Raw genomic sequence first — 17287 nt, 5'->3', positions numbered from 1 at the left:
CGCGTTCATTTATGTTGCGTAGCACAATTTCCGGTGACCCGAACCGGTTTCCGGGGCCCAAAATTTCAACAGGCGTTGAAACACAGGCGCCGGCGGAAAACAAGACGTCAGATCCGGTTTTATGAGACCGCTTCGACCGTCTGTTCGATGGCGCCGAAGATCGAGTGCCCGGCCTTGTCCAGCATCTCCATGCGCACCGTATCGCCCGGTTTCATGAAGGGGGTTTTCGGCGCGCCGTCCGCGATGGTTTCGATCATCCGGATCTCGGCGATGCAGGAATAACCGAGCCCGCCTTCGCTGACCGGCTTGCCTGCCCCGCCATCGGCATCCTTGTTGGACACGGTGCCGGAGCCGATGACCGTGCCAGCCGTCAATGGACGGGTCTTTGCCGCGTGAGAGACGAGGCGCGCGAGGCTGAACGTGGCATCGACGCCGGCATTGGCCCGGCCGAAGGGCTGGCCGTTATAATCCACATGCAGCGGCAGGTGGATGACGCTGTCTTTCCAGGCATCGCCCAGTTCATCCGGCGTGACGGCGACCGGCGTGAAGGCGCTCGGCGGCTTGGACTGGAAGAAGCCGAAACCCTTGGCGAGTTCGCCGGGGATCAGCCCGCGCAGCGACACGTCATTGCACAACATGATGAGTTTTATGTGGGCCGCCGCATCTGCCTCGGAGACGCCCATCGGCACATCATCGGTGATGACGGCGACCTCCCCTTCCATGTCGCAGCCCCAGGCGATATCGCCCAGCGGGATGGCATCGCGGGGCCCGAGGAAGGCGTCAGAGCCACCCTGATACATCAGCGGGTCGTCATAGAAGCTTTCCGGCACCTCGGCGCCGCGCGCCTTGCGCACCAGTTCGACGTGATTGATATAGGCCGACCCATCCGCCCACTGATAGGCGCGGGGCAGCGGGCTTTCGCAATCATGCTCGTGGAAGCGGAAGGTTGGGACAGAGCCCAGCTCCACCTGCTCTGCCAGCTGCTGCAGACGCGGGGCCGTGTGCGCCCAGTCATCCAGCGCGGCCTGTAGGGTCGGCGCGATAGACGCGGCATCGGTCGCGCGCGTCAGGTCTTTCGAAACGACAACAAGACGCCCGTCACGGGCGCCGTTCTTGATAGTGGCGAGTTTCATGTATCAACTTTCTTCCGCGATTTTTTCGTGCAACCAAGCGGCGTGGCGGGGGGCTTGCTTGGTGGCGGTCCATTCCTCGATCATCGGTTCGGCCACGTCTTTGAGCTGCTTCATCTGCTCCGGCGTGCCGATATCGGCAGCGAGTTCGATGCGGTGGCCATTGGGGTCGAAGAAATAGATCGACTTGAAGATGCCGTGATGCGTCGGGCCCAGCACGTCGAGCCCCATGCCTTCAAGGTGCGCCTTGGTCTCCATCAGTTCTTCCAGCGAGCCGACGCGGAACGCGATGTGCTGCACCCAGTCGGGCGTGTTCTTGTCGCGGCCCATTTCAGGCTGCTGAGGTAATTCGAAGAAGGCCAGCACATTGCCGTTCCCGGCATCGAGGAAAATGTGCATGTACGGATCATAGGCGCCGGTCGAGGGCACATGGTCTTCCGCGATGGCGAGCTGGAAATCCATGCCCAGCGCATCGCGATAGAACTCGACCGTCTCCTTCGCATCCTTGCAGCGATAGGCGACATGGTGGACGCCTTTCAGGTGTGCGGGTGATGTCATTTGGTATCTCCCTTTTCTTTCGCGGCGTTCTTTGCGCGCCGCCAGGCATTGAACCAGCTGCCGATACCGAGGCCCAGCGTGACGCCGGGAATGGCCGGAGCCGAAATCACGCCGATGCGCCACAGGATGACACCGACAACCGTGCCGGCCACGGCTCCGATCAGGCCTTCGCCGACCGGGGACAGCTGAACTTTCTTTTTCGGCTCGCTCATGCGTCCTCTTCGACCTTCAATGCACCTCGCTGGATCTGGTCACGTTCCATGGATTCAAACAAGGCCTTGAAGTTGCCTTCGCCGAAGCCTTCCTTGTAGTCGCCCTTGCGCTGGATGAACTCGAAGAAGACCGGGCCGATCTGGGCCTGGGCAAAGATCTGGAGCAGGAGACGCGGCTGGCCGCCCTCGGTCGTGCCGTCCAGCAAGAGGCCGCGGGATTTCAGGCCTTCGACATCCTCGCCATGCCCCGGCAGGCGCTCGTCCAGCATCTCATAATAGGCTGCCGGCGGCGCGGTCATGAAGGGCACGCCCTTCTGTTTCAGGCTGTCATAGCAGGCATAGAGATCGTCGCAGATCAGGGCGATGTGCTGGATGCCCTCGCCGTTGAACTCCCGCAGAAATTCCTCGATCTGGCCGCCGCCGCTCTTGCCTTCTTCGTTGAGCGGGATGCGGATCTTGCCGTCCGGCGCCGTCAGCGCCTTGGAGGTGAGGCCCGTATACTCGCCCTTGATGTCGAAATAGCGGATTTCCTGGAAATTGAAGAGCTTCTCGTAGAAGTCCGCCCAGTACGTCATCCGCCCGCCATAGACGTTATGAGTCAGGTGATCGATCAGCTTGAAACCTGCGCCAACCGGGTGCTTCTCCACCTCCGGCAGATATTCGAAATCGATGTCGTAAATGTCGAGCCCGTCGCCATAGCGGTCGATCAGGTAGATGATCGAATTGCCAATGCCGCGGATGCCGGGAATGTGCAGCTCCATCGGGCCGGTCTGGACGTGCACTGGCTCGGCGCCCTGCTCCAGCAAATGCTTGTAGGCCTTGCGGGCGTCGCGCACGCGGAAGCCCATGCCGCAGGCAGAGGGCCCGTGCTCGCGCGAGAAATACCAGGCGGCAGATTTCGGCTCGTAATTGGTGATCAGGTTGATGCCGCCCTGGCGCCAAAGCTCCACATCTTTCGAGCGGTGGCGGGCGACTTTGGTGAAGCCCATCGTCTCGAAAACCGGCTCCAGCACGCCTTTTTCCGGGGCTGAAAACTCGATGAACTCAAAACCGTCGAGGCCTGCAGGGTTGTCAAACAGGTCGGCCATGGGTTCTCTCCCTATTGTGATAATCAGATTTAGTTTCATATGTAACTATTTATTGCCGTCAAGGCAAGTATGAATGGACCCGCCATGCCCGACTCCTCCCGGACCCCTCAGCTGCGACTGCGTGAATTCCTGCCCTATCGCCTGTCCGTGCTGTCCAACACGATCTCGCGGCGGATCGCAGAGCTTTACGACCGCGAATTCGGCCTCTCGATCTGGCAATGGCGCGTCATGGCAGTGACGGGAGATACGCCGGGCATCAGCGCCACAGAAATCGGGCAACGCACAGCAATGGACAAGGTCGCCGTCAGCCGCGCAGTCGCCGGGCTGATCGAGGTGGGCTATCTTGAGCGGAAATCCTCTGAAGAGGACGCGCGGCGCTCGATGCTGTTTCTCACGCCTGCCGGAAAGTCCGTGTACGACGACATCGTGCCGATGGCGATGTCAGAAGAACAGGCACTGGAATCCGTGTTGACGCCCGAAGAGCGCCAGGAGCTGACGCGCCTGATGGAGAAACTGGCGCAGTCAGCCTCCCCCGACCGGCCACTCTGGTAAAGGCGGCTACTACGCCCTGCGGCGGCGGATGCTGAGAGAGCGAGACACGTCCGAATCCTCTTCCAGCGTAAACCGCTCGACCAGCCGCGCGATGAAGGCGGATAGCGCATCGCGCACTTCATAGGGCGCTTCCATCGGCAGGAAGTGGGACGTCCCGCGCACGCCCTTCATCATCAAGGCCTGATTCATCAGGATGATCTGTGCCCGCACTTTCGGGGAGATGACCGAAGACCGGTTCGGCCTGAGCACGATGATCGGAATCTTGTGCTTGCGCACCTTTCTGAGGGCCCGCCAGGGCTGGTTCCGCTGTGCGGCAAACGTTGCCGATTCCCATTTCGGATCGCAGGTCAGACGCCAGACCTGATCCTCACTCTGGGCGCCATTGTGATCGACCCGGTCGATCCCGTCCAGGAGATAGTCTGCCAGGAACGGCTCGCGCCAGGTCGTGAACGCCCCGCGTCCGGTATAGGATTCCAGCGCCTCACGGAACGCCGGAAACTCCGCCCGCCGCTTCTTCGCCCCGCGCGCCAGCATGTTCCGGTTGGCGATCCAGGTGACCGGCGGGAAGACGTGCTTCCAGAAATAATAGACGCGCGGCATGATCACCGGATCGGCCAGGACAAGGCCTTTGACGAGGTCGGGCCGCTTGCCCGCGACCAGCAGCGCCACGGTCGCCCCCATGGAATGGCCGCTCAGCACGACGCCATGCGGCGCTTCCCTCTCAAGCCATTCGATCACGTCATCGCGGTAGCGGTGCCAGGATTTCATGCGGCCCGGTTTTGCCGGCATGGTCGAGCGGCCATGCCCGCGCATGTCCAGTGCCGCCACGCGCTGGCGCAGGCCAAGCGGTGCCAGCAGGGACTGGTATGTCATGGCATTGAAGCCGGTGGCGTGGATCCAGACCGCCGCGAAGGGCTTGATCGGATCGCCGAACTCGATCCCGGCCAGTTTGCCGCCGGCTTTCATCTCAGTTGCAAAACGACGCATCAGCCGCGGTTCCCGAACACGCGCCGCAGCAGCTCTGTCGTTCGCGCCACCGGGTTCTCCCGGATCTTTTTCTCTTCCTGGGCAACATAAAGGAAAATGCCATCGAGGCCGTAGTCCACCGCGTGGGCGGTCAGATCCGCCTGCAGGCTGGAGGTGATTCCGCCAGCGCCATACTGCGCAGCAACGCCTTCCATTGCCGTGAATGCACCGGACTTCGACAGGGCATCCCGGGCATAGGGGGTGAAGGCGGCGCGCAACTGGGTTTCCGTCCTGGATCGCAGGTAATCCGTCGCTGCCGTGTCCCCGCCATTCAGAATGTTCAGCGCGTCGCTGATCGTCATGTTGCGGATGGCACCGAGAATCAGGGCCTGCGCCTCCGGCACCGAATCCTCCGCCGCGCGGTTCATGCGCAGCTCAAGATCATCGAGCGGTCCGCTGGCGCCGACCTTGGCGAGGTTCGACTGGATGCTCCGATAGGTCTTGGGAAGCGGGATGCGGATTTTCGGGTCGCCATAATATCCGTTCGTCTGGCCCAACTGGTTGGCGACCAGATTTGTGCCGACGGTCAGTGCTTCGCGCAGGCCCGCATCGATCTCGGCAATGCTCAGAGCACTCTGGGATTCTGGTGTGGTGGCGGAACCAAGGACCTCTCCCAGTACGCGGCCAAACTCGCCGCTTGTCCCGGTTTCAGCACAGCCAGCCGTGAGAAGCGCCAGGCTCAGCGCTCCCAGCATCCTTCGGTTCATCTACCTTTACCCTCACTCTGGCCCCGGCCCCGGGACACTCCCTCTTCTCCTACAGGAGCGCTTCCCTGAATTGAAGCCGCTCACGCAGGCGCGGTGCATCAAAGCCTGACCTTACGAACTTGTCACGCAACTCTGCAAAGAAACTCATTGACCACGCTTGTAGTCATACCTTATGACCACATTCGTAGTCTTACCGGGGAGTCCCAGTGATGAAAATTTCCGCCGCCGAACTCGATGTGATGAGCGTGCTCTGGCAGACGCCGGGCCTCGCCGCATCCGACGTTCATGAGGCATTGGGCGATGAGAAAGACTGGACCAGCCGCACCGTGAAAACCCTGCTGGCGCGCCTGGTCGAGAAAGGCGCCCTTCGCACGGAGGAAGATGGCCGCCGCTATCTCTATCACCCCATCATTGAAGAGGGCGCCTACAAGGCGAAAGCTGCCGGCCAGTTCGTGGACCGCGTTTTCTCCGGCCGGGCAGCACCACTGGTCGCACACTTGGCGGATACGCGCGGCCTGACACCGGAAGACATTGAAGAACTGGAACGCCTGCTGGGGGATCTGAAGAAATGAACGGCGCAACTTTCCTTCCTGACATGACATCGGCCTTGCAGACCGTTCTGGCTGTCTCCGTGCTGATCGGCCTCATCCTTTTTGTCCGTCGGCCGGTTGCCAAGCATTTCGGCGCGGGCGTTGCCTATGCCCTTTGGGCCCTGCCGCTGGCCCGCCTGGTTCTTCCGCCGCTACAGGTTCCGGTTTCCCTGATGCCCCTGTTGGGCTTGCCCAAATCCGCGTCATCTGAAGCCGCTGCGGAACCGGCAAGCGTGTTCGCAGCTGCCTCAGCACCGGAAGCGATCCTTCCGGTACTCGTCACTTCTCCGTCTGCCCCGACCGTCATGCCCGCCCCTCCTCTGGCGGAAAGCGTGATCGCGAGCGGTCTGGCACCTTCCCCTACCTTGATAGACACATTGTCAGTCTTGCTGGTGCCCGGCTTGTTCCTTGTCTGGGCAGGCGGAGCTTTGATTGCCTTCGGTCTCAGCCTTTGGCGCCAGCACGTGTTCATGCAGACCGTGAAGCGGGAAGCCGTGAACGTGTCGCCCCGCCTGCAGCGCATTTCACAGCAGGTTGCCATGCAGGTCGGCCTGAAGCGCCTGCCGGTGATCGCCTCCAGCTTCATTTCGTCCGGCCCGCTTGTGACGGGCCTTTTCCGCCCGGTCGTCTTGCTGCCGGCATGGTTCGAGACGGATTATGACGACACCCAGCAGCGCGCTGCCCTCGCCCACGAGCTGACCCATGTCCGGCGCGGCGATCTCTGGGCCCTGCAGCTGGCAGAGTTCTTCATTGCCTGCATGTGGTTCAATCCGCTGGCCTACTACGCCCACCGCGCATTCCGCACGGACCAGGAAGCCGCCTGTGATGCAGACGTGCTGAAGACGGGCACCGCTTCGCCGCACGCTTATGGCGCCACGCTGATCAAGGCTGTGAAGTCGGCCTCGCAGGAGCGCCTGCCTGTTGGCGCGGGCCTGCCTTTGACGCATGCCCTGAAGGAGCGCCTCAGCCGCATGACTCATCCGGTTCCGACCCGCACCCGCCGCCTCGCCGGTGGCGCCGCAACCGCTGTCATCGGGGCAGCCGCCCTGATCGCGACCTCCTCGGTCCCGGCTAATGCAGGCGAACGCGATCACCATGAAATGCGGATCGAGAACGGCACCGCCTACGTGAATGGCAAGATGATCCCTGACCGCCAGATCATTGTCCTTGGCGAGCCTTTTGAAGGCATCGAGCCTGGTCCCGAATTCACTGCGGAGATCAACCGGCTGTCCCAGGAAATGGCTGAGGAAGGCAGGCTGATCACCAAGCTCACCGCCAAGATTACATCGAACCTTCCCGAAATGAATTTCTCCATGGAAGACGACGCAGAGTTCCAGGCCCTCATGGCCGAGCTGAACGACTTGCCCATCGTCATGGACTTCAACGAAGATTTCGACGTCCAGTTCGACGGCGAAATGTCCGACGAGGACTGGGAAGCCTGGGGCAAGAAATGGGAAGAATGGGGAGAACAGTTCGAGAAGCGCGCGGAACAATGGACCGTCGTCTACGAAACCCGCGCAGAAGAGATGCACCAGAAGCTTGAACCTGAACTCGAACGCATGACCGAGGAACTGGAGAGCCGTCTGGAAGAGAAATCCATCAAGCTCGAAGCGCTCATCGACGAAAAATTCGGCGACGACTTCGAATTCCGTATCGACGCAACCTCCAGCGCCCTGGATGCCCTCGTGGAAGAATGCCGCGACGCCGACCTTGCGGATGGTCAAACGAAGGTGATGAGCCGCACCGTCGACCTCGGGAACGGCAAGAACACGGTCAAGATCGCCTGCGTGAAGGGTGATGGCGAAGCCCTGCGGTCCCCAACCACTTTGGCGGTCATCAATTCCAGCAAGAAGCTGTGCGACGTCGAAAAGAAGTCGTTCCGTGATCAGGTCTACCCGGAAGGCGAACTCGACGGCGCTGAAAAGTAAGCTCCTGTAAGCGTTCGCGCTCAAATCCCAGGACCAAGCCCCGGCACTGACCTGCCGGGGCTTTTCCGTCTGAACGCGAAGGCTTTGCAGGCCCGCCGAGCCCCTCTAGGGTGCGCTCGATTTCTGACACACTTACCGGAGCTGCCGGATGACCCCGCGCCTGACTGCCCTGACCCTGTTCCTGCTGCCGCTGGCAGCCTGTGCGACGGTCGAACCCGAGCCCTGCTCTGCCGAATGGATCGACTACAAGACGGACAAGATCCTGCGGAAGTTCGCATCTGAAAACCGCGGCCTGATCAACGACTTCCGCCGGCTCGCCCGTGAAGACGGCGAGGTGGACCCGTTTGTCGCCATCGCTCTCGCCCGCAAGTCCAACCGGATCCAGACCTTCGCCGACTCGTTCAACCGCACTGTCCTGCCGGAGCTGGAAGCTGCCGTCGATCAGTGCGGCCGCCATGAAGAATTTGTTCCCGCCCTGACCGCCTTCCTTCAGGATGAGGGCGTCAGCGATGAGGCCATCAGCTGGATCATCCCCTTCGTCGGCGTGATGACCGAAATGCGCGATGGAACATTCGATCTCGACGGGCATCACCAGGACTGAAACACATGCGCACACTGATTGTCGTCCCGGCACGCTATGCCTCTACTCGCCTGCCCGGCAAACCTCTGGTGATGATTGCAGGGCGCACCATGGTATCGCGTGTCGCGGCGATGGCTGCGAAGGCGGCGGACGCGCTTGGCGATGCGCAGCACGTGGTGGCAACGGACGACGCGCGGATCGAAACCCATTGCCGGGAGCTTGGCATCCCGGTCGTGATGACGGATCCGAACCTGCCTTCCGGCACGGACCGCGCGCTGGCGGCAGCAGACGCGATGGGCGCCGCACCGGACGTTGTGGTCAATCTGCAGGGCGACTCGCCCTTCACCCCGCCGGCCCATGTGATTGCCGTCGCAGAAGCCGCAAGGGAGTCTGGCGCGGATGCGGCGACCCCCTATGTCCGCCTCACCTGGGACGCGCTGGACGCCTTCCGCCTGCACAAGCAGGAAACCCCGTTTTCCGGCACCACGCTGGTCCATGATGAAACCGGCCGCGCCTTATGGTTCTCCAAGAACCTGATCCCTGCCATGCGCAAGGAAGCAGCCTTGCGGACGAAGGGCGACCCGTCGCCCGTGTGCCGCCACATCGGTCTCTATGCCTACCGGCTGGAGGCGCTGCGCCGTTATGTCAGCCTGCCGGAGGGGCGTTACGAACAGCTCGAAGGCCTGGAGCAGTTGCGCCTGCTCGAGAACGGCATGAGCATCCAGTGCGTCGAGGTAGAGCCGGACCGGATCGCCATTCCCGGCATCGACACGGCCGAAGATGTCGCCCTTGCAGAACGCCTCGTCGCCGAGCATGGCGACCCGCTGGAGGCCTGACCCTCATGGGACGGATCATTGTCTGCCGCCATGGCAATACGTTTGACAAAGGTGATGTGGTCACGCGTGTCGGCGGCCGAACGGACCTGCCGCTTTCCAGATCCGGCACAGAACAGGCCGAAGCGCTTTCCCGCCACTTTGCTGACACAGCCTTCCGTGCTGCCTATTGCTCCTCCCTTCAGCGCACGCGGGAAACCGCCGCTGCCATCCTCGGCGCCCGCGCGGATGGCCCCGACCTCACCGTCCTGCCCTTCCTGACGGAAATCGATTATGGCCCGGACGAAAATGTGGCCGAAGAGAAGGTGGTCGCCCGTATCGGCGAAGACGCCATGCGCGCCTGGGAGGAAGACAGCCGCGTGCCGGATGGCTGGACCGTGGACAAAGCCGCCATTCACGCCGGCTGGAAATCCCTGCTCGCAGAAGCGTCCCGCCTGCCGAAGGAAGAGACCATCCTCGTGGTCACCAGCAATGGCATCGCCCGGTTCCTGCCGGATGTCGTGGATGCGGTACCCGTCGGCCTGCAGCCGAAGCTCAAGACGGGTGCCTGGGGCATCGTCGCGTGCAATGCCGGCACACGTATATTGGCGTGGAACGAGCGCCCGCCTGTCTAATCAGACTACCTGTCAGGCCGCGTCGCGGTCGCCGGTTTCGTCTTCCATTTCACCGGGCCCGGCAATCGGCAGTGTGAAGGCGACGGTCGTACCCTCCCCCTCGATGGACGAAATGCTGAGCGTTCCGCCATGCATTTCCGCGAAGGATTTGGTCAGCGCGAGGCCGAGCCCCGTGCCTTCATAATTACGGTCATGCGCGCCCGCAGCCTGTTCGAAAGGCTGTGACAGGCGCGGAAGATCCGCCGCCGGGATGCCGATACCCGTATCGGTGACGGAGACTTTGATGTCCGGGCCGTATTGCTGAATGGCCACCGTGATCCTGCCGCCCGCATTGGTGAACTTGATGGCGTTGGAGACAAGGTTCAGCACCATCTGGCGGATGGCACGATGGTCGGCGTCGATCTCCGGAAGGCCGGGCTGAACATCCAGCACGACCTCAATATCCTTATCGGACGCCTTGCGGCGGATCATCCGCACCGCCGCATCGACCGGGTCGACCGGATCGATCGGTTGCGGATTGATCGTCATCTTGCCGGCTTCGATCTTCGCCATGTCGAGAATGTCGTTGATCATGTCCAGCAGGTGCTGGCCGGATGCCAGGATGTCCTGCGCATAGCCCTTGTAGCGCGGGTCTCCGAGCGATCCGTACAGCTCGTTCGCAAGGATCTCCGAGAAGCCATTGATGGCGTTCAGCGGCGTGCGCAGCTCGTGGCTCATATTTGCCAGGAAGGCGGACTTGGAGTTCGCAGCGTTTTCGGCGCGGGATTTCTCTTCCGTCAGCTTACGTGCGAGTTCGCCCGCGCGGCCTTCCGAGCGTTCGAGATCCAGAACTGTCTTGCGCATGCGCTCCTTCTGGCGGCGCAGTTCTTCTTCCTTGCCGATATTCTCGGTCACATCGATGCCGATCGTGATCAGGCCACCATCCGGAGACGGCCGCTCGACCAGCTTCAGCCAGCGGCCACCCTGCAGGCAGACCAGATTGACCTGCTTGTCATCCGCTGACGGGCGCTCTGCGCGCACAGCCCCTGCACGGGCAATCGTGACCGTCTCGTGCGTCATGCCGGGCCGCAATGTGTCGGTCAGGCCGAAATCCGTGGCAAAGGCACGGTTCCAGTAAAGCAGGCGTTTGCGGTGATCCCAGAGTGCGAATGGACCACTGAAGCCTTCCAGCGCGTTGCGCAGGCGCCGCTCTGCAGCCTTCACGCGATCTTCCGCCTGCTTGCGGTCTGTAATGTCCAGCATGATACCGCCGAATAGCGCGCCGTCGCCCGTCTCGGTGCCTGAACCGCGCATCTCGATCCAGCGCAGCGGCGGCTGGGCCGCAGCAAAGGAGACCTGCAGCCATCCGATGTCGCGGGATTTCTCGATCGCCTCGCGCACGCGTGCCTGATGTTCGGGATGAACCTGTTTCAGCAGATTGCCGAGCGACACGGTGCGCATGCCTTCAAGGCCGAGCAGTTCGCTCGAGGCTTCAGACAAGAAGACTGACGTCTGGTCCGGCGTCCATTCCCAATAGCCGGCGCGGGCGCTGCGCATGACGGTCGCCATGATCCGGTCGGCCTGTTCGTCCCGCGCGGCTTCCACAATCGTATTGGCCTGCTGTTTCGATAGGCGGCCCAGAAGGCCCGTGATGGCCAGGACAGGTGCAGCAAGCAGAAGCGCAAAAATCAGCAGGCTGACCAGATCGTCCCGCGTGAACACGTCTGCGCGGGTGGTGTTGCAGACGGCGAGGCCGCCACCGGCGAGATCGCTGCATGCCAGGGCGGACCGCTGCATGCCCTCACCCTTTTCGAATCCGGCCTGACGGATTGGACGAAGCCCATTTGCCGGACGCGGGACCGGATCACCTGCCACGATCTGAAGCCCGCCGGAGACGAGCGAAATCTCGCGTCCCGGCATGGTTGCCGGTAACCATGTGCCCGCCGGGGCGAGTGCGATGATGGCATTCCGTTCGCTGCCCGTGACCAGAACCACATCGCCAAGCTCTGACAGGCCGGCGCGCTGACCATGTTCGATCAGGCGCTCCGCCACCGAAGCAGCCGCGTCGAGCCGGCTGCCATCCGGCGCCAGTTTCGCATCGGACAGGGACATGACTGCATCGACGCCCGGCGTGGCGCCAGCAACAGCCGACCGGGACGCATGGCTGTCCGCCACAAGCCGGATTGCGGTCTCGACCGTGTCAGCCCGGCCTGCGACCCGCCCTGCGAGCGCTTCGGCTTCTGCCTGCAGTGTCAGCAGCAGGTTCGCGTCGGCGCGCTGATGCTCGTCCCAGGCTTTCAGGCCCATGGCCGCTGCGAGTAGGAGGATCGTCCCGGCGATGGTCCATTTCAGGCGTGCGGAAATCACTTCAGACACAGGGTCTGAAGCTTGATTCGATTGGGATTTTCTATCCGCGTCTACCAATGGATGATCCCATGCCCGCAAAACGGGCAAAATTCGCACAAATTACCTTGTCCGCCGGAATCATTGCCCGAGCGTTAACAAATCTCAAAGTTTCGTTAACGCGCTGTCTTAGCCGAGGGCGCGGGCCACAATGTCTGCTGCGTTGGAAGAAAGGCCTGCCGCCTGAAGACGTTTCAGCGTCGTTTCTGCTGCCGCCTTCGCCTGCGGCTCCAGGATGCGCCACTGCTCGAACGCCGTGAGCAGACGCGCCCCCAGGGCCGGGTTCGCTTTATCGGCCTTGAGGATGACTTCCTCGACCGCCTGATAGCCGGACCCGTCCGGCGCATGGAAGGCCGCGAGGTTCTGCATCGTGAAGGCTGCCACGACCGACCGGACACGGTTGGGGTTGCGCAGGTCGAAGGCCGGATGGGCCGCAAGCGCCTTCACCGTCTCCGCATCGCCAGTGGTGGCCTGAAGGGCGAACCATTTGTCCATGACCAGCGGATTGTCTTTCCAGGTCTCTTCGAAATCGGCGAGGGCATCGTTCGCCTTGCCGCCTTTCTGCACCGTGTAGGCGCGCAGCGCTGCGAGGCGTTCGGTCATGTTGGTCGCGCCATCATAGAGCTTGCGAAGCGTGTCGGCGGCGCCCGTATCGGGCGAGACACCGAGCAGCACGATCATTGCTGTCCGCAGGGCACGGATCCCGGCCTGTTCAGCACCCGGATCGAACGGCGCCGGCGTCGGTTTGCCAAGCGTGTCGGCGATGAAGCCGGACAGTTTGGCCGCCAGTGCAGACTGGAGCTTTTTCCGGGCCGCATTCAGCGCAACCGCATCGGCTGGCTGGCGCTCAAGGAACATTTCCCCCACTTCCGGCAGGCGCGTCAGCAGCGCGGCAAAGGCCGGGTCGTCGACGGCATTTTCCACCGCGCCGGCGAGTGCCGCGACGAGTGCATCGTCCGGCTCAGCCTGGCTGCCTTCGGAAAGGGCAAGGATCTCTTCCTTCACCAGCGTCTGGACAGCGTCCCACTGATTGAACGGGTCTGTCTCCATACGGACCATGGCGAGGCGCTGGTCACGCGACAGTTTGCGGTTCAGGCGCACAGGCGCCGTGAAATCGCGGTTCACCGAGACGAGTGGCGGCTCAGTCACCGTGTCCGGCATCTCCAGCGTCAGGGTCACATCCTCATCTTCGAGGATAGTCGTCCATTCGGCGAGATTGCCTTCCTCATCCAGCAGCGCCATTTCCAGCGGGATCGGCACCGGCTGCTTCTCCGGCTGGCCGGGCGTCGGTGGCGTCTTCTGCGTCAGCGTGATCTCGATTTCACGCGTCTCGGGATTCCAGTTTTCCTCGACGGTCACTTCCGGCGTCCCCGCCTGGGCGTACCAGAGGCGGAACTGGGCGAAGTCCTCGCCCGTGACATCCTCGAAGCATTTGTAGAAATCCTCGATCGTCACGGCCTGGCCGTCATGACGTTCGAAATAGAGGTCCATGCCTTTGCGATAGAGCTCCTCGCCGATCATCCGGCGCAGCATGCCGATAAGTTCGGCGCCCTTCTCATAGACCGTCGCGGTGTAGAGATTGTCGATCGAGCCGTAATGGTCCGGACGCACCGAATGCGCCAGCGGACCTGCGTCTTCCGCGAACTGGCGCGCGCGCAGGCGGATCACATCCTTGATACGCTGCACCGGGCGCGAACGCATGTCGGCGGAGAAGTTCTGGTCACGGAAGACCGTCAGGCCTTCCTTCAGGCAGAGCTGGAACCAGTCGCGGCAAGTGATGCGGTTGCCGGTCCAGTTGTGGAAATATTCGTGGGCGACGATACTCTCGATGGCCTCGAAGTCTGCGTCCGTCGCGGTCGATTCATCGGCCAGCACATAGGCGGAGTTGAAGACGTTGAGTCCCTTGTTCTCCATGGCGCCGAAATTGAAGTCGCGCACGGCCACGATGTTGAACACGCCGAGGTCATAGGCGCGGCCATAGGTCTGCTCGTCCCAGGTCATGGAACGTTTCAGGCTGTCCATCGCCCAGGCGGCGCGTTCGGCATCGCCCTTGTCGACATGGATCGCGAGCGCGATCTCGTCGCCATTCATCGTGGTGAAGCTGTCGCGATAGACGTCATAATCCCCGGCGCAGAGTGCGAAGAGATAGGCCGGCTTCTTGTGCGGATCGTCCCAGACGGCGAAGTGGCGGCCATCGTCGAGGTCTCCGGTCTCGCCCGGCGTGCCGTTCGACAGGAGGATCGGATAGGTCGCCTTGTCCGCGGCCATCCAGACATGGAAGGCGCTCATCACGTCCGGCCGGTCCGGATAGAAAGTGATGCGGCGGAAGCCCGTTGCCTCGCACTGCGTGCAGAAGCGCCCGCCCGACATGTAAAGGCCGGACAGTGCGGTATTCTTCGACGGGGCGATCTCGACTTCCGTGACCAGCGTGAACGCATCCGGCACCGAGGCGATGGTCAGGCCCTTCTCGGTCTGCTCATAGGCGCCCGCCGCCAGCGGCTTGCCGTCAATCGCAATCGAAAGGAGCGTGAGCCCTTCCCCGTCCAGAACCAGCGCCTCCCCAGCGCCGCCCGTCCGGCGGACCTTCAGTTCGGAGCGGACTTTGGTTGCATCCGGATCGAGATCGAAGCGCAAATCCACCTGCTCGATTTCGAACGGATAGGGCTTGTAGTCGGAAAGTTGCACGGAAACGGGGGTTTCGGTTCGCATGAGGGCTCCGGGGTCTTGGCAATTGCTTCATTGGACATAGGAAATGGCGGGAGGCGCGTCGAGGGCCGGAACGCTGCCGGCGGGCACAAGGCCTGCATTGAACTCCGGTTACACAGGGAATGCATTCATATGGCCCAGCTTTTCCGATCATCCGCCATGCGCCGGTTTGCGGGCATGACTGCAATCTGCCTCATGCTCGCGATCGCTGTCCTGTCCGTGATGCCGCCCGGGGACCTTCCGCCGGTAGAAGGGTCCGACAAGCTGAAACATTTCATCGCCTATGGCAGCCTCGGGGGCGCCATCGCGATTGCCGCAGGCCCGGGCCGGGCGCTTCGGGCCTTCCTGATCACGATTGGCTATGGCGCCCTGATGGAAGTCGCTCAGGCGCTGGCGCCGACAGGACGGGAATTTTCAATATTGGATGAAGTGGCCAATATGCTTGGCGCAGGCCTCGGCACGGGGATCGCGCTCGCCCTCCGGCGCTGAAGCCTATTCCGCGGCGACCGTGTCCGGCGCGTCGTTCAACTGATAGACATAGCGCAGGATCATCGCGCACTGTTTGGCGACAGGCAGCAGGTCTGCCGGAAAATCCTTCGGATTCTCGGCTGCCACTTCCGCAATCTTGCGGGCAATGCGCAACAGGTCCGGCGTCTGCACGATCATCCGGGCCTGGTGCTCCACACGGTGCGGGTCGCGGTCGAAATCGACGGGATTGACCCGCCAGCCGCCGGTATCGCCCTCATCGGTCAGGACCACGGGAAACGTGCCGAGATTGTCGCCGGAATGCTGCCCCATCGCCGTCCGCCACTTGGTGGACCGGCGGCCGATGCGCCAATGTTCCAGCAGCAGGTCATCATCGTGACTGGCGGTCTCGTCGGCATGCATTGCCTGTTCCGAGACAAGCTCATGCGCCTGGAACTCCCGGCCCAGCCCGCACTCATAGGTGACTTTCAGCGGCTCGCCGACATTCTTGACCCAATGCGGGATCACCTGTTCGACAAGCGCCCAGGTTCCGACCGGCTTCACGTAGACACGCTGCATCTTGTGAAAATGGGCTTTGGCCATGAAGATCTCCTGTAGCCGCCCACCCTGTCATGTCTTGATTTCCGCGCCATGAAGCCCGTCTGCGAAATTTTACATAAAACCTTGCGGCACCTTTCCGCCGGGTCACGGCTTTCCGTGCACGTAAAGCACGTTATTTTCCAATCCGAGAACGTAATCACGCCCGTATAAAGGGCGAAGGGAGGCCATCTACTCATGAACTTCGACTTTTCCGAAGACCAGAAATTCCTCGCCGGTGAAGCGCGGAAATTCCTCGAAGCCGAGAGCGCCATTCCGGTGGTGCGCGAGGTATTGAACGATGACGACAAGGCCTATTCGGAAGGCCTCTGGAAGAAGATCGCGGAAATGGGCTGGCTGGGAACGGCTGTTCCGGAAGAACAGGGCGGCCTCGGCCTCGGCATGCTGGAAATGTGCGTGCTGGCTGAAGAAATGGGCCGCGTCCTGGCGCCGGTCCCCTTCTCGTCCACGGCCTATTATCTGACTGAAGCGATCAAGCTCGCCGGGTCGGATGAGGTGAAGAACGACATCCTGCCGCGCATCGTCGCCGGCGAAATCATCGGCTGCTATGCGGCCAGCGAAGGCCCGGGCCATCCGGACCCGGCCAGCCTGAAAACCACGTTCGACGGCTCCACCGTCTCCGGCACCAAGATCCCGGTCACCGATGGCGGCATCGCCACGCACGCTGTTGTGCTGGCCAAGGAAGGCTCCGGCGCGAGCCTCGTGCTCGTGGATCTCTCTGGCGCAGGCGTGACGCGCAAGGCGCTCTCCACGCTGGATCCGACGCGCGGCCATGCCGAGCTGACCTTCGACAAGACACCGGGCATCCGCCTCGGCAAGGCCGGTGAAGGCGCAAGCCTGAACGACCAGCTGATGGACAAGGTTGCCGTGCTGCTCGCCTTCGAACAGCTGGGCGGGGCCTCGCGCGCTCTGGAAATGGCGAAGGAATATTCGCTGGAGCGCTACGCTTTCGGCCGCCCAATCGCCGGCAACCAGGCCATCAAGCACAAGCTGGCCGAGATGTACGTGAAAAACGAAGTGGCCCGCTCGAACTGCTTCTACGGCGCCTGGGCCCTGTCGACCGATGCCCCGGAAATGCCGGAAGCCGCCGCTGCCGCCCGCGTGGCCGCATCGGAAGCTTTCTGGTATGCTTCGAAAGAGAACATCCAGACCCATGGCGGCATGGGCTTCACTTGGGAGGTGGACTGCCACCTCTACTACCGCCGTGCCAAGCTGCTGGCCGTTCAGGCTGGCGGACCGAAAGTCTGGAAAGAGAAACTCGTGCGTGCCCTTGAGCAGAAAAACGCCGCCTAAGGAGG

General features: G+C 62.4%; 17 protein-coding genes. 8 read left to right on the top strand and 9 right to left on the bottom strand.

Features of this window, described 5'->3' with window-relative positions; genetic code table 11:
• Nucleotides 1-119: 119 nt before the first annotated feature.
• The 4 genes from HY26_RS06665 to hppD are packed head-to-tail and all read right to left on the bottom strand — an operon-like array spanning nt 120 to nt 2988.
• Nucleotides 120-1133: a fumarylacetoacetate hydrolase family protein gene (locus HY26_RS06665; protein ID WP_112073174.1), complete on the bottom strand. Its 1014-nt coding sequence runs from the start codon at nt 1131-1133 to the stop codon at nt 120-122.
• A gap of 3 nt (nt 1134-1136) precedes the next feature.
• Nucleotides 1137-1688 carry a VOC family protein gene (locus HY26_RS06660; RefSeq protein WP_034763314.1) on the bottom strand — a complete coding sequence of 184 codons (552 nt, stop codon included), beginning with the start codon at nt 1686-1688 and terminating at the stop codon, nt 1137-1139.
• The gene (locus tag HY26_RS06655) at nt 1685-1900 is read right to left on the bottom strand and encodes a hypothetical protein (protein WP_034763311.1); all 216 of its coding nucleotides are present in this window, start codon (nt 1898-1900) and stop codon (nt 1685-1687) included. The genes HY26_RS06660 and HY26_RS06655 overlap by 4 nt, the downstream gene beginning before the upstream one ends.
• The gene (gene hppD, locus HY26_RS06650) at nt 1897-2988 is read right to left on the bottom strand and encodes a 4-hydroxyphenylpyruvate dioxygenase (protein ID WP_034763308.1); all 1092 of its coding nucleotides are present in this window, start codon (nt 2986-2988) and stop codon (nt 1897-1899) included. Before hppD ends, HY26_RS06655 begins: the two co-directional genes overlap by 4 nt.
• A gap of 84 nt (nt 2989-3072) precedes the next feature.
• Between hppD and HY26_RS06645 the strand changes: the two genes are divergently transcribed.
• Complete coding sequence (locus tag HY26_RS06645) at nt 3073-3540, top strand: MarR family winged helix-turn-helix transcriptional regulator (protein WP_233351551.1); 468 nt, start codon at nt 3073-3075, stop codon at nt 3538-3540.
• Nucleotides 3541-3549: 9 nt separating this feature from the next.
• On the opposite strand, the gene HY26_RS06640 is transcribed toward HY26_RS06645, so the two are convergent.
• Together HY26_RS06640 and HY26_RS06635 are read right to left on the bottom strand one after the other, a co-directional pair.
• Entirely contained in the window at nt 3550-4527 is a 978-nt protein-coding gene (locus HY26_RS06640; protein WP_034763302.1) for an alpha/beta fold hydrolase, read from the bottom strand.
• A complete protein-coding gene (locus HY26_RS06635; RefSeq protein WP_034763299.1) occupies nt 4527-5273 on the bottom strand; it encodes a DUF4197 domain-containing protein in 747 nt (248 codons plus the stop codon). The genes HY26_RS06640 and HY26_RS06635 overlap by 1 nt, the downstream gene beginning before the upstream one ends.
• A gap of 209 nt (nt 5274-5482) precedes the next feature.
• Between HY26_RS06635 and HY26_RS06630 the strand changes: the two genes are divergently transcribed.
• The 5 genes from HY26_RS06630 (at nt 5483) to HY26_RS06610 (ending at nt 9818) form a co-directional block, all read left to right on the top strand.
• Nucleotides 5483-5845, top strand: coding sequence for a BlaI/MecI/CopY family transcriptional regulator (locus HY26_RS06630; RefSeq protein WP_034763297.1), 363 nt, complete (start codon nt 5483-5485; stop codon nt 5843-5845).
• A gap of 23 nt (nt 5846-5868) precedes the next feature.
• A complete protein-coding gene (locus HY26_RS06625; protein WP_158531434.1) occupies nt 5869-7791 on the top strand; it encodes a M56 family metallopeptidase in 1923 nt (640 codons plus the stop codon).
• A gap of 148 nt (nt 7792-7939) precedes the next feature.
• A complete protein-coding gene (locus tag HY26_RS06620) occupies nt 7940-8392 on the top strand; it encodes a hypothetical protein (RefSeq protein ID WP_034763292.1) in 453 nt (150 codons plus the stop codon).
• A gap of 5 nt (nt 8393-8397) precedes the next feature.
• On the top strand, nt 8398-9207 hold the full coding sequence (locus tag HY26_RS06615) for a 3-deoxy-manno-octulosonate cytidylyltransferase (RefSeq protein WP_034763289.1): 810 nt from the start codon (nt 8398-8400) through the stop codon (nt 9205-9207).
• A gap of 5 nt (nt 9208-9212) precedes the next feature.
• The gene (locus HY26_RS06610; RefSeq protein WP_034763287.1) at nt 9213-9818 is read left to right on the top strand and encodes a histidine phosphatase family protein; all 606 of its coding nucleotides are present in this window, start codon (nt 9213-9215) and stop codon (nt 9816-9818) included.
• A gap of 12 nt (nt 9819-9830) precedes the next feature.
• Here HY26_RS06610 and HY26_RS06605 read toward each other — a convergent pair whose 3' ends face one another.
• Together HY26_RS06605 and pepN are read right to left on the bottom strand one after the other, a co-directional pair.
• Complete coding sequence (locus HY26_RS06605; RefSeq protein ID WP_112073171.1) at nt 9831-12173, bottom strand: ATP-binding protein; 2343 nt, start codon at nt 12171-12173, stop codon at nt 9831-9833.
• Between the two features lie 156 nt (nt 12174-12329).
• Entirely contained in the window at nt 12330-14909 is a 2580-nt protein-coding gene (gene pepN, locus HY26_RS06600; RefSeq protein WP_112073170.1) for an aminopeptidase N, read from the bottom strand.
• A gap of 129 nt (nt 14910-15038) precedes the next feature.
• Here pepN and HY26_RS06595 point away from each other — a divergent pair, with 129 nt between their 5' ends.
• Nucleotides 15039-15395, top strand: coding sequence for a VanZ family protein (locus HY26_RS06595; RefSeq protein ID WP_112073169.1), 357 nt, complete (start codon nt 15039-15041; stop codon nt 15393-15395).
• Nucleotides 15396-15398: 3 nt separating this feature from the next.
• Here HY26_RS06595 and HY26_RS06590 read toward each other — a convergent pair whose 3' ends face one another.
• A complete protein-coding gene (locus HY26_RS06590) occupies nt 15399-15974 on the bottom strand; it encodes a hypothetical protein (protein WP_034763282.1) in 576 nt (191 codons plus the stop codon).
• Between the two features lie 192 nt (nt 15975-16166).
• Between HY26_RS06590 and HY26_RS06585 the strand changes: the two genes are divergently transcribed.
• Nucleotides 16167-17282: an acyl-CoA dehydrogenase family protein gene (locus tag HY26_RS06585; protein WP_034763281.1), complete on the top strand. Its 1116-nt coding sequence runs from the start codon at nt 16167-16169 to the stop codon at nt 17280-17282.
• The last annotated feature ends 5 nt before the right edge of the window (nt 17283-17287 follow it).

The sequence above is a fragment of the Hyphomonas sp. GM-8P genome (assembly GCF_003263315.1).
GTDB lineage: Bacteria > Pseudomonadota > Alphaproteobacteria > Caulobacterales > Hyphomonadaceae > Hyphomonas.
This window is presented reverse-complemented; position numbering and strand designations above follow the sequence as displayed.

What these genes read in the sequence shown, in the direction of transcription:
- HY26_RS06645 (WP_233351551.1), top strand. Translation starts at nt 3,073, where the DNA reads ATGCCCGACTCCTCCCGGACCCCTCAGCTGCGACTGCGTGAATTCCTG.
- HY26_RS06620 (WP_034763292.1), top strand. Translation starts at nt 7,940, where the DNA reads ATGACCCCGCGCCTGACTGCCCTGACCCTGTTCCTGCTGCCGCTGGCA.
- HY26_RS06590 (WP_034763282.1), bottom strand. Translation starts at nt 15,974, where the DNA reads ATGGCCAAAGCCCATTTTCACAAGATGCAGCGTGTCTACGTGAAGCCG.
- HY26_RS06625 (WP_158531434.1), top strand. Translation starts at nt 5,869, where the DNA reads ATGACATCGGCCTTGCAGACCGTTCTGGCTGTCTCCGTGCTGATCGGC.
- HY26_RS06585 (WP_034763281.1), top strand. Translation starts at nt 16,167, where the DNA reads ATGAACTTCGACTTTTCCGAAGACCAGAAATTCCTCGCCGGTGAAGCG.
- HY26_RS06610 (WP_034763287.1), top strand. Translation starts at nt 9,213, where the DNA reads ATGGGACGGATCATTGTCTGCCGCCATGGCAATACGTTTGACAAAGGT.
- HY26_RS06665 (WP_112073174.1), bottom strand. Translation starts at nt 1,133, where the DNA reads ATGAAACTCGCCACTATCAAGAACGGCGCCCGTGACGGGCGTCTTGTT.
- HY26_RS06615 (WP_034763289.1), top strand. Translation starts at nt 8,398, where the DNA reads ATGCGCACACTGATTGTCGTCCCGGCACGCTATGCCTCTACTCGCCTG.
- hppD (WP_034763308.1), bottom strand. Translation starts at nt 2,988, where the DNA reads ATGGCCGACCTGTTTGACAACCCTGCAGGCCTCGACGGTTTTGAGTTC.
- pepN (WP_112073170.1), bottom strand. Translation starts at nt 14,909, where the DNA reads ATGCGAACCGAAACCCCCGTTTCCGTGCAACTTTCCGACTACAAGCCC.
- HY26_RS06640 (WP_034763302.1), bottom strand. Translation starts at nt 4,527, where the DNA reads ATGCGTCGTTTTGCAACTGAGATGAAAGCCGGCGGCAAACTGGCCGGG.
- HY26_RS06655 (WP_034763311.1), bottom strand. Translation starts at nt 1,900, where the DNA reads ATGAGCGAGCCGAAAAAGAAAGTTCAGCTGTCCCCGGTCGGCGAAGGC.
- HY26_RS06635 (WP_034763299.1), bottom strand. Translation starts at nt 5,273, where the DNA reads ATGAACCGAAGGATGCTGGGAGCGCTGAGCCTGGCGCTTCTCACGGCT.
- HY26_RS06595 (WP_112073169.1), top strand. Translation starts at nt 15,039, where the DNA reads ATGGCCCAGCTTTTCCGATCATCCGCCATGCGCCGGTTTGCGGGCATG.
- HY26_RS06630 (WP_034763297.1), top strand. Translation starts at nt 5,483, where the DNA reads ATGAAAATTTCCGCCGCCGAACTCGATGTGATGAGCGTGCTCTGGCAG.
- HY26_RS06660 (WP_034763314.1), bottom strand. Translation starts at nt 1,688, where the DNA reads ATGACATCACCCGCACACCTGAAAGGCGTCCACCATGTCGCCTATCGC.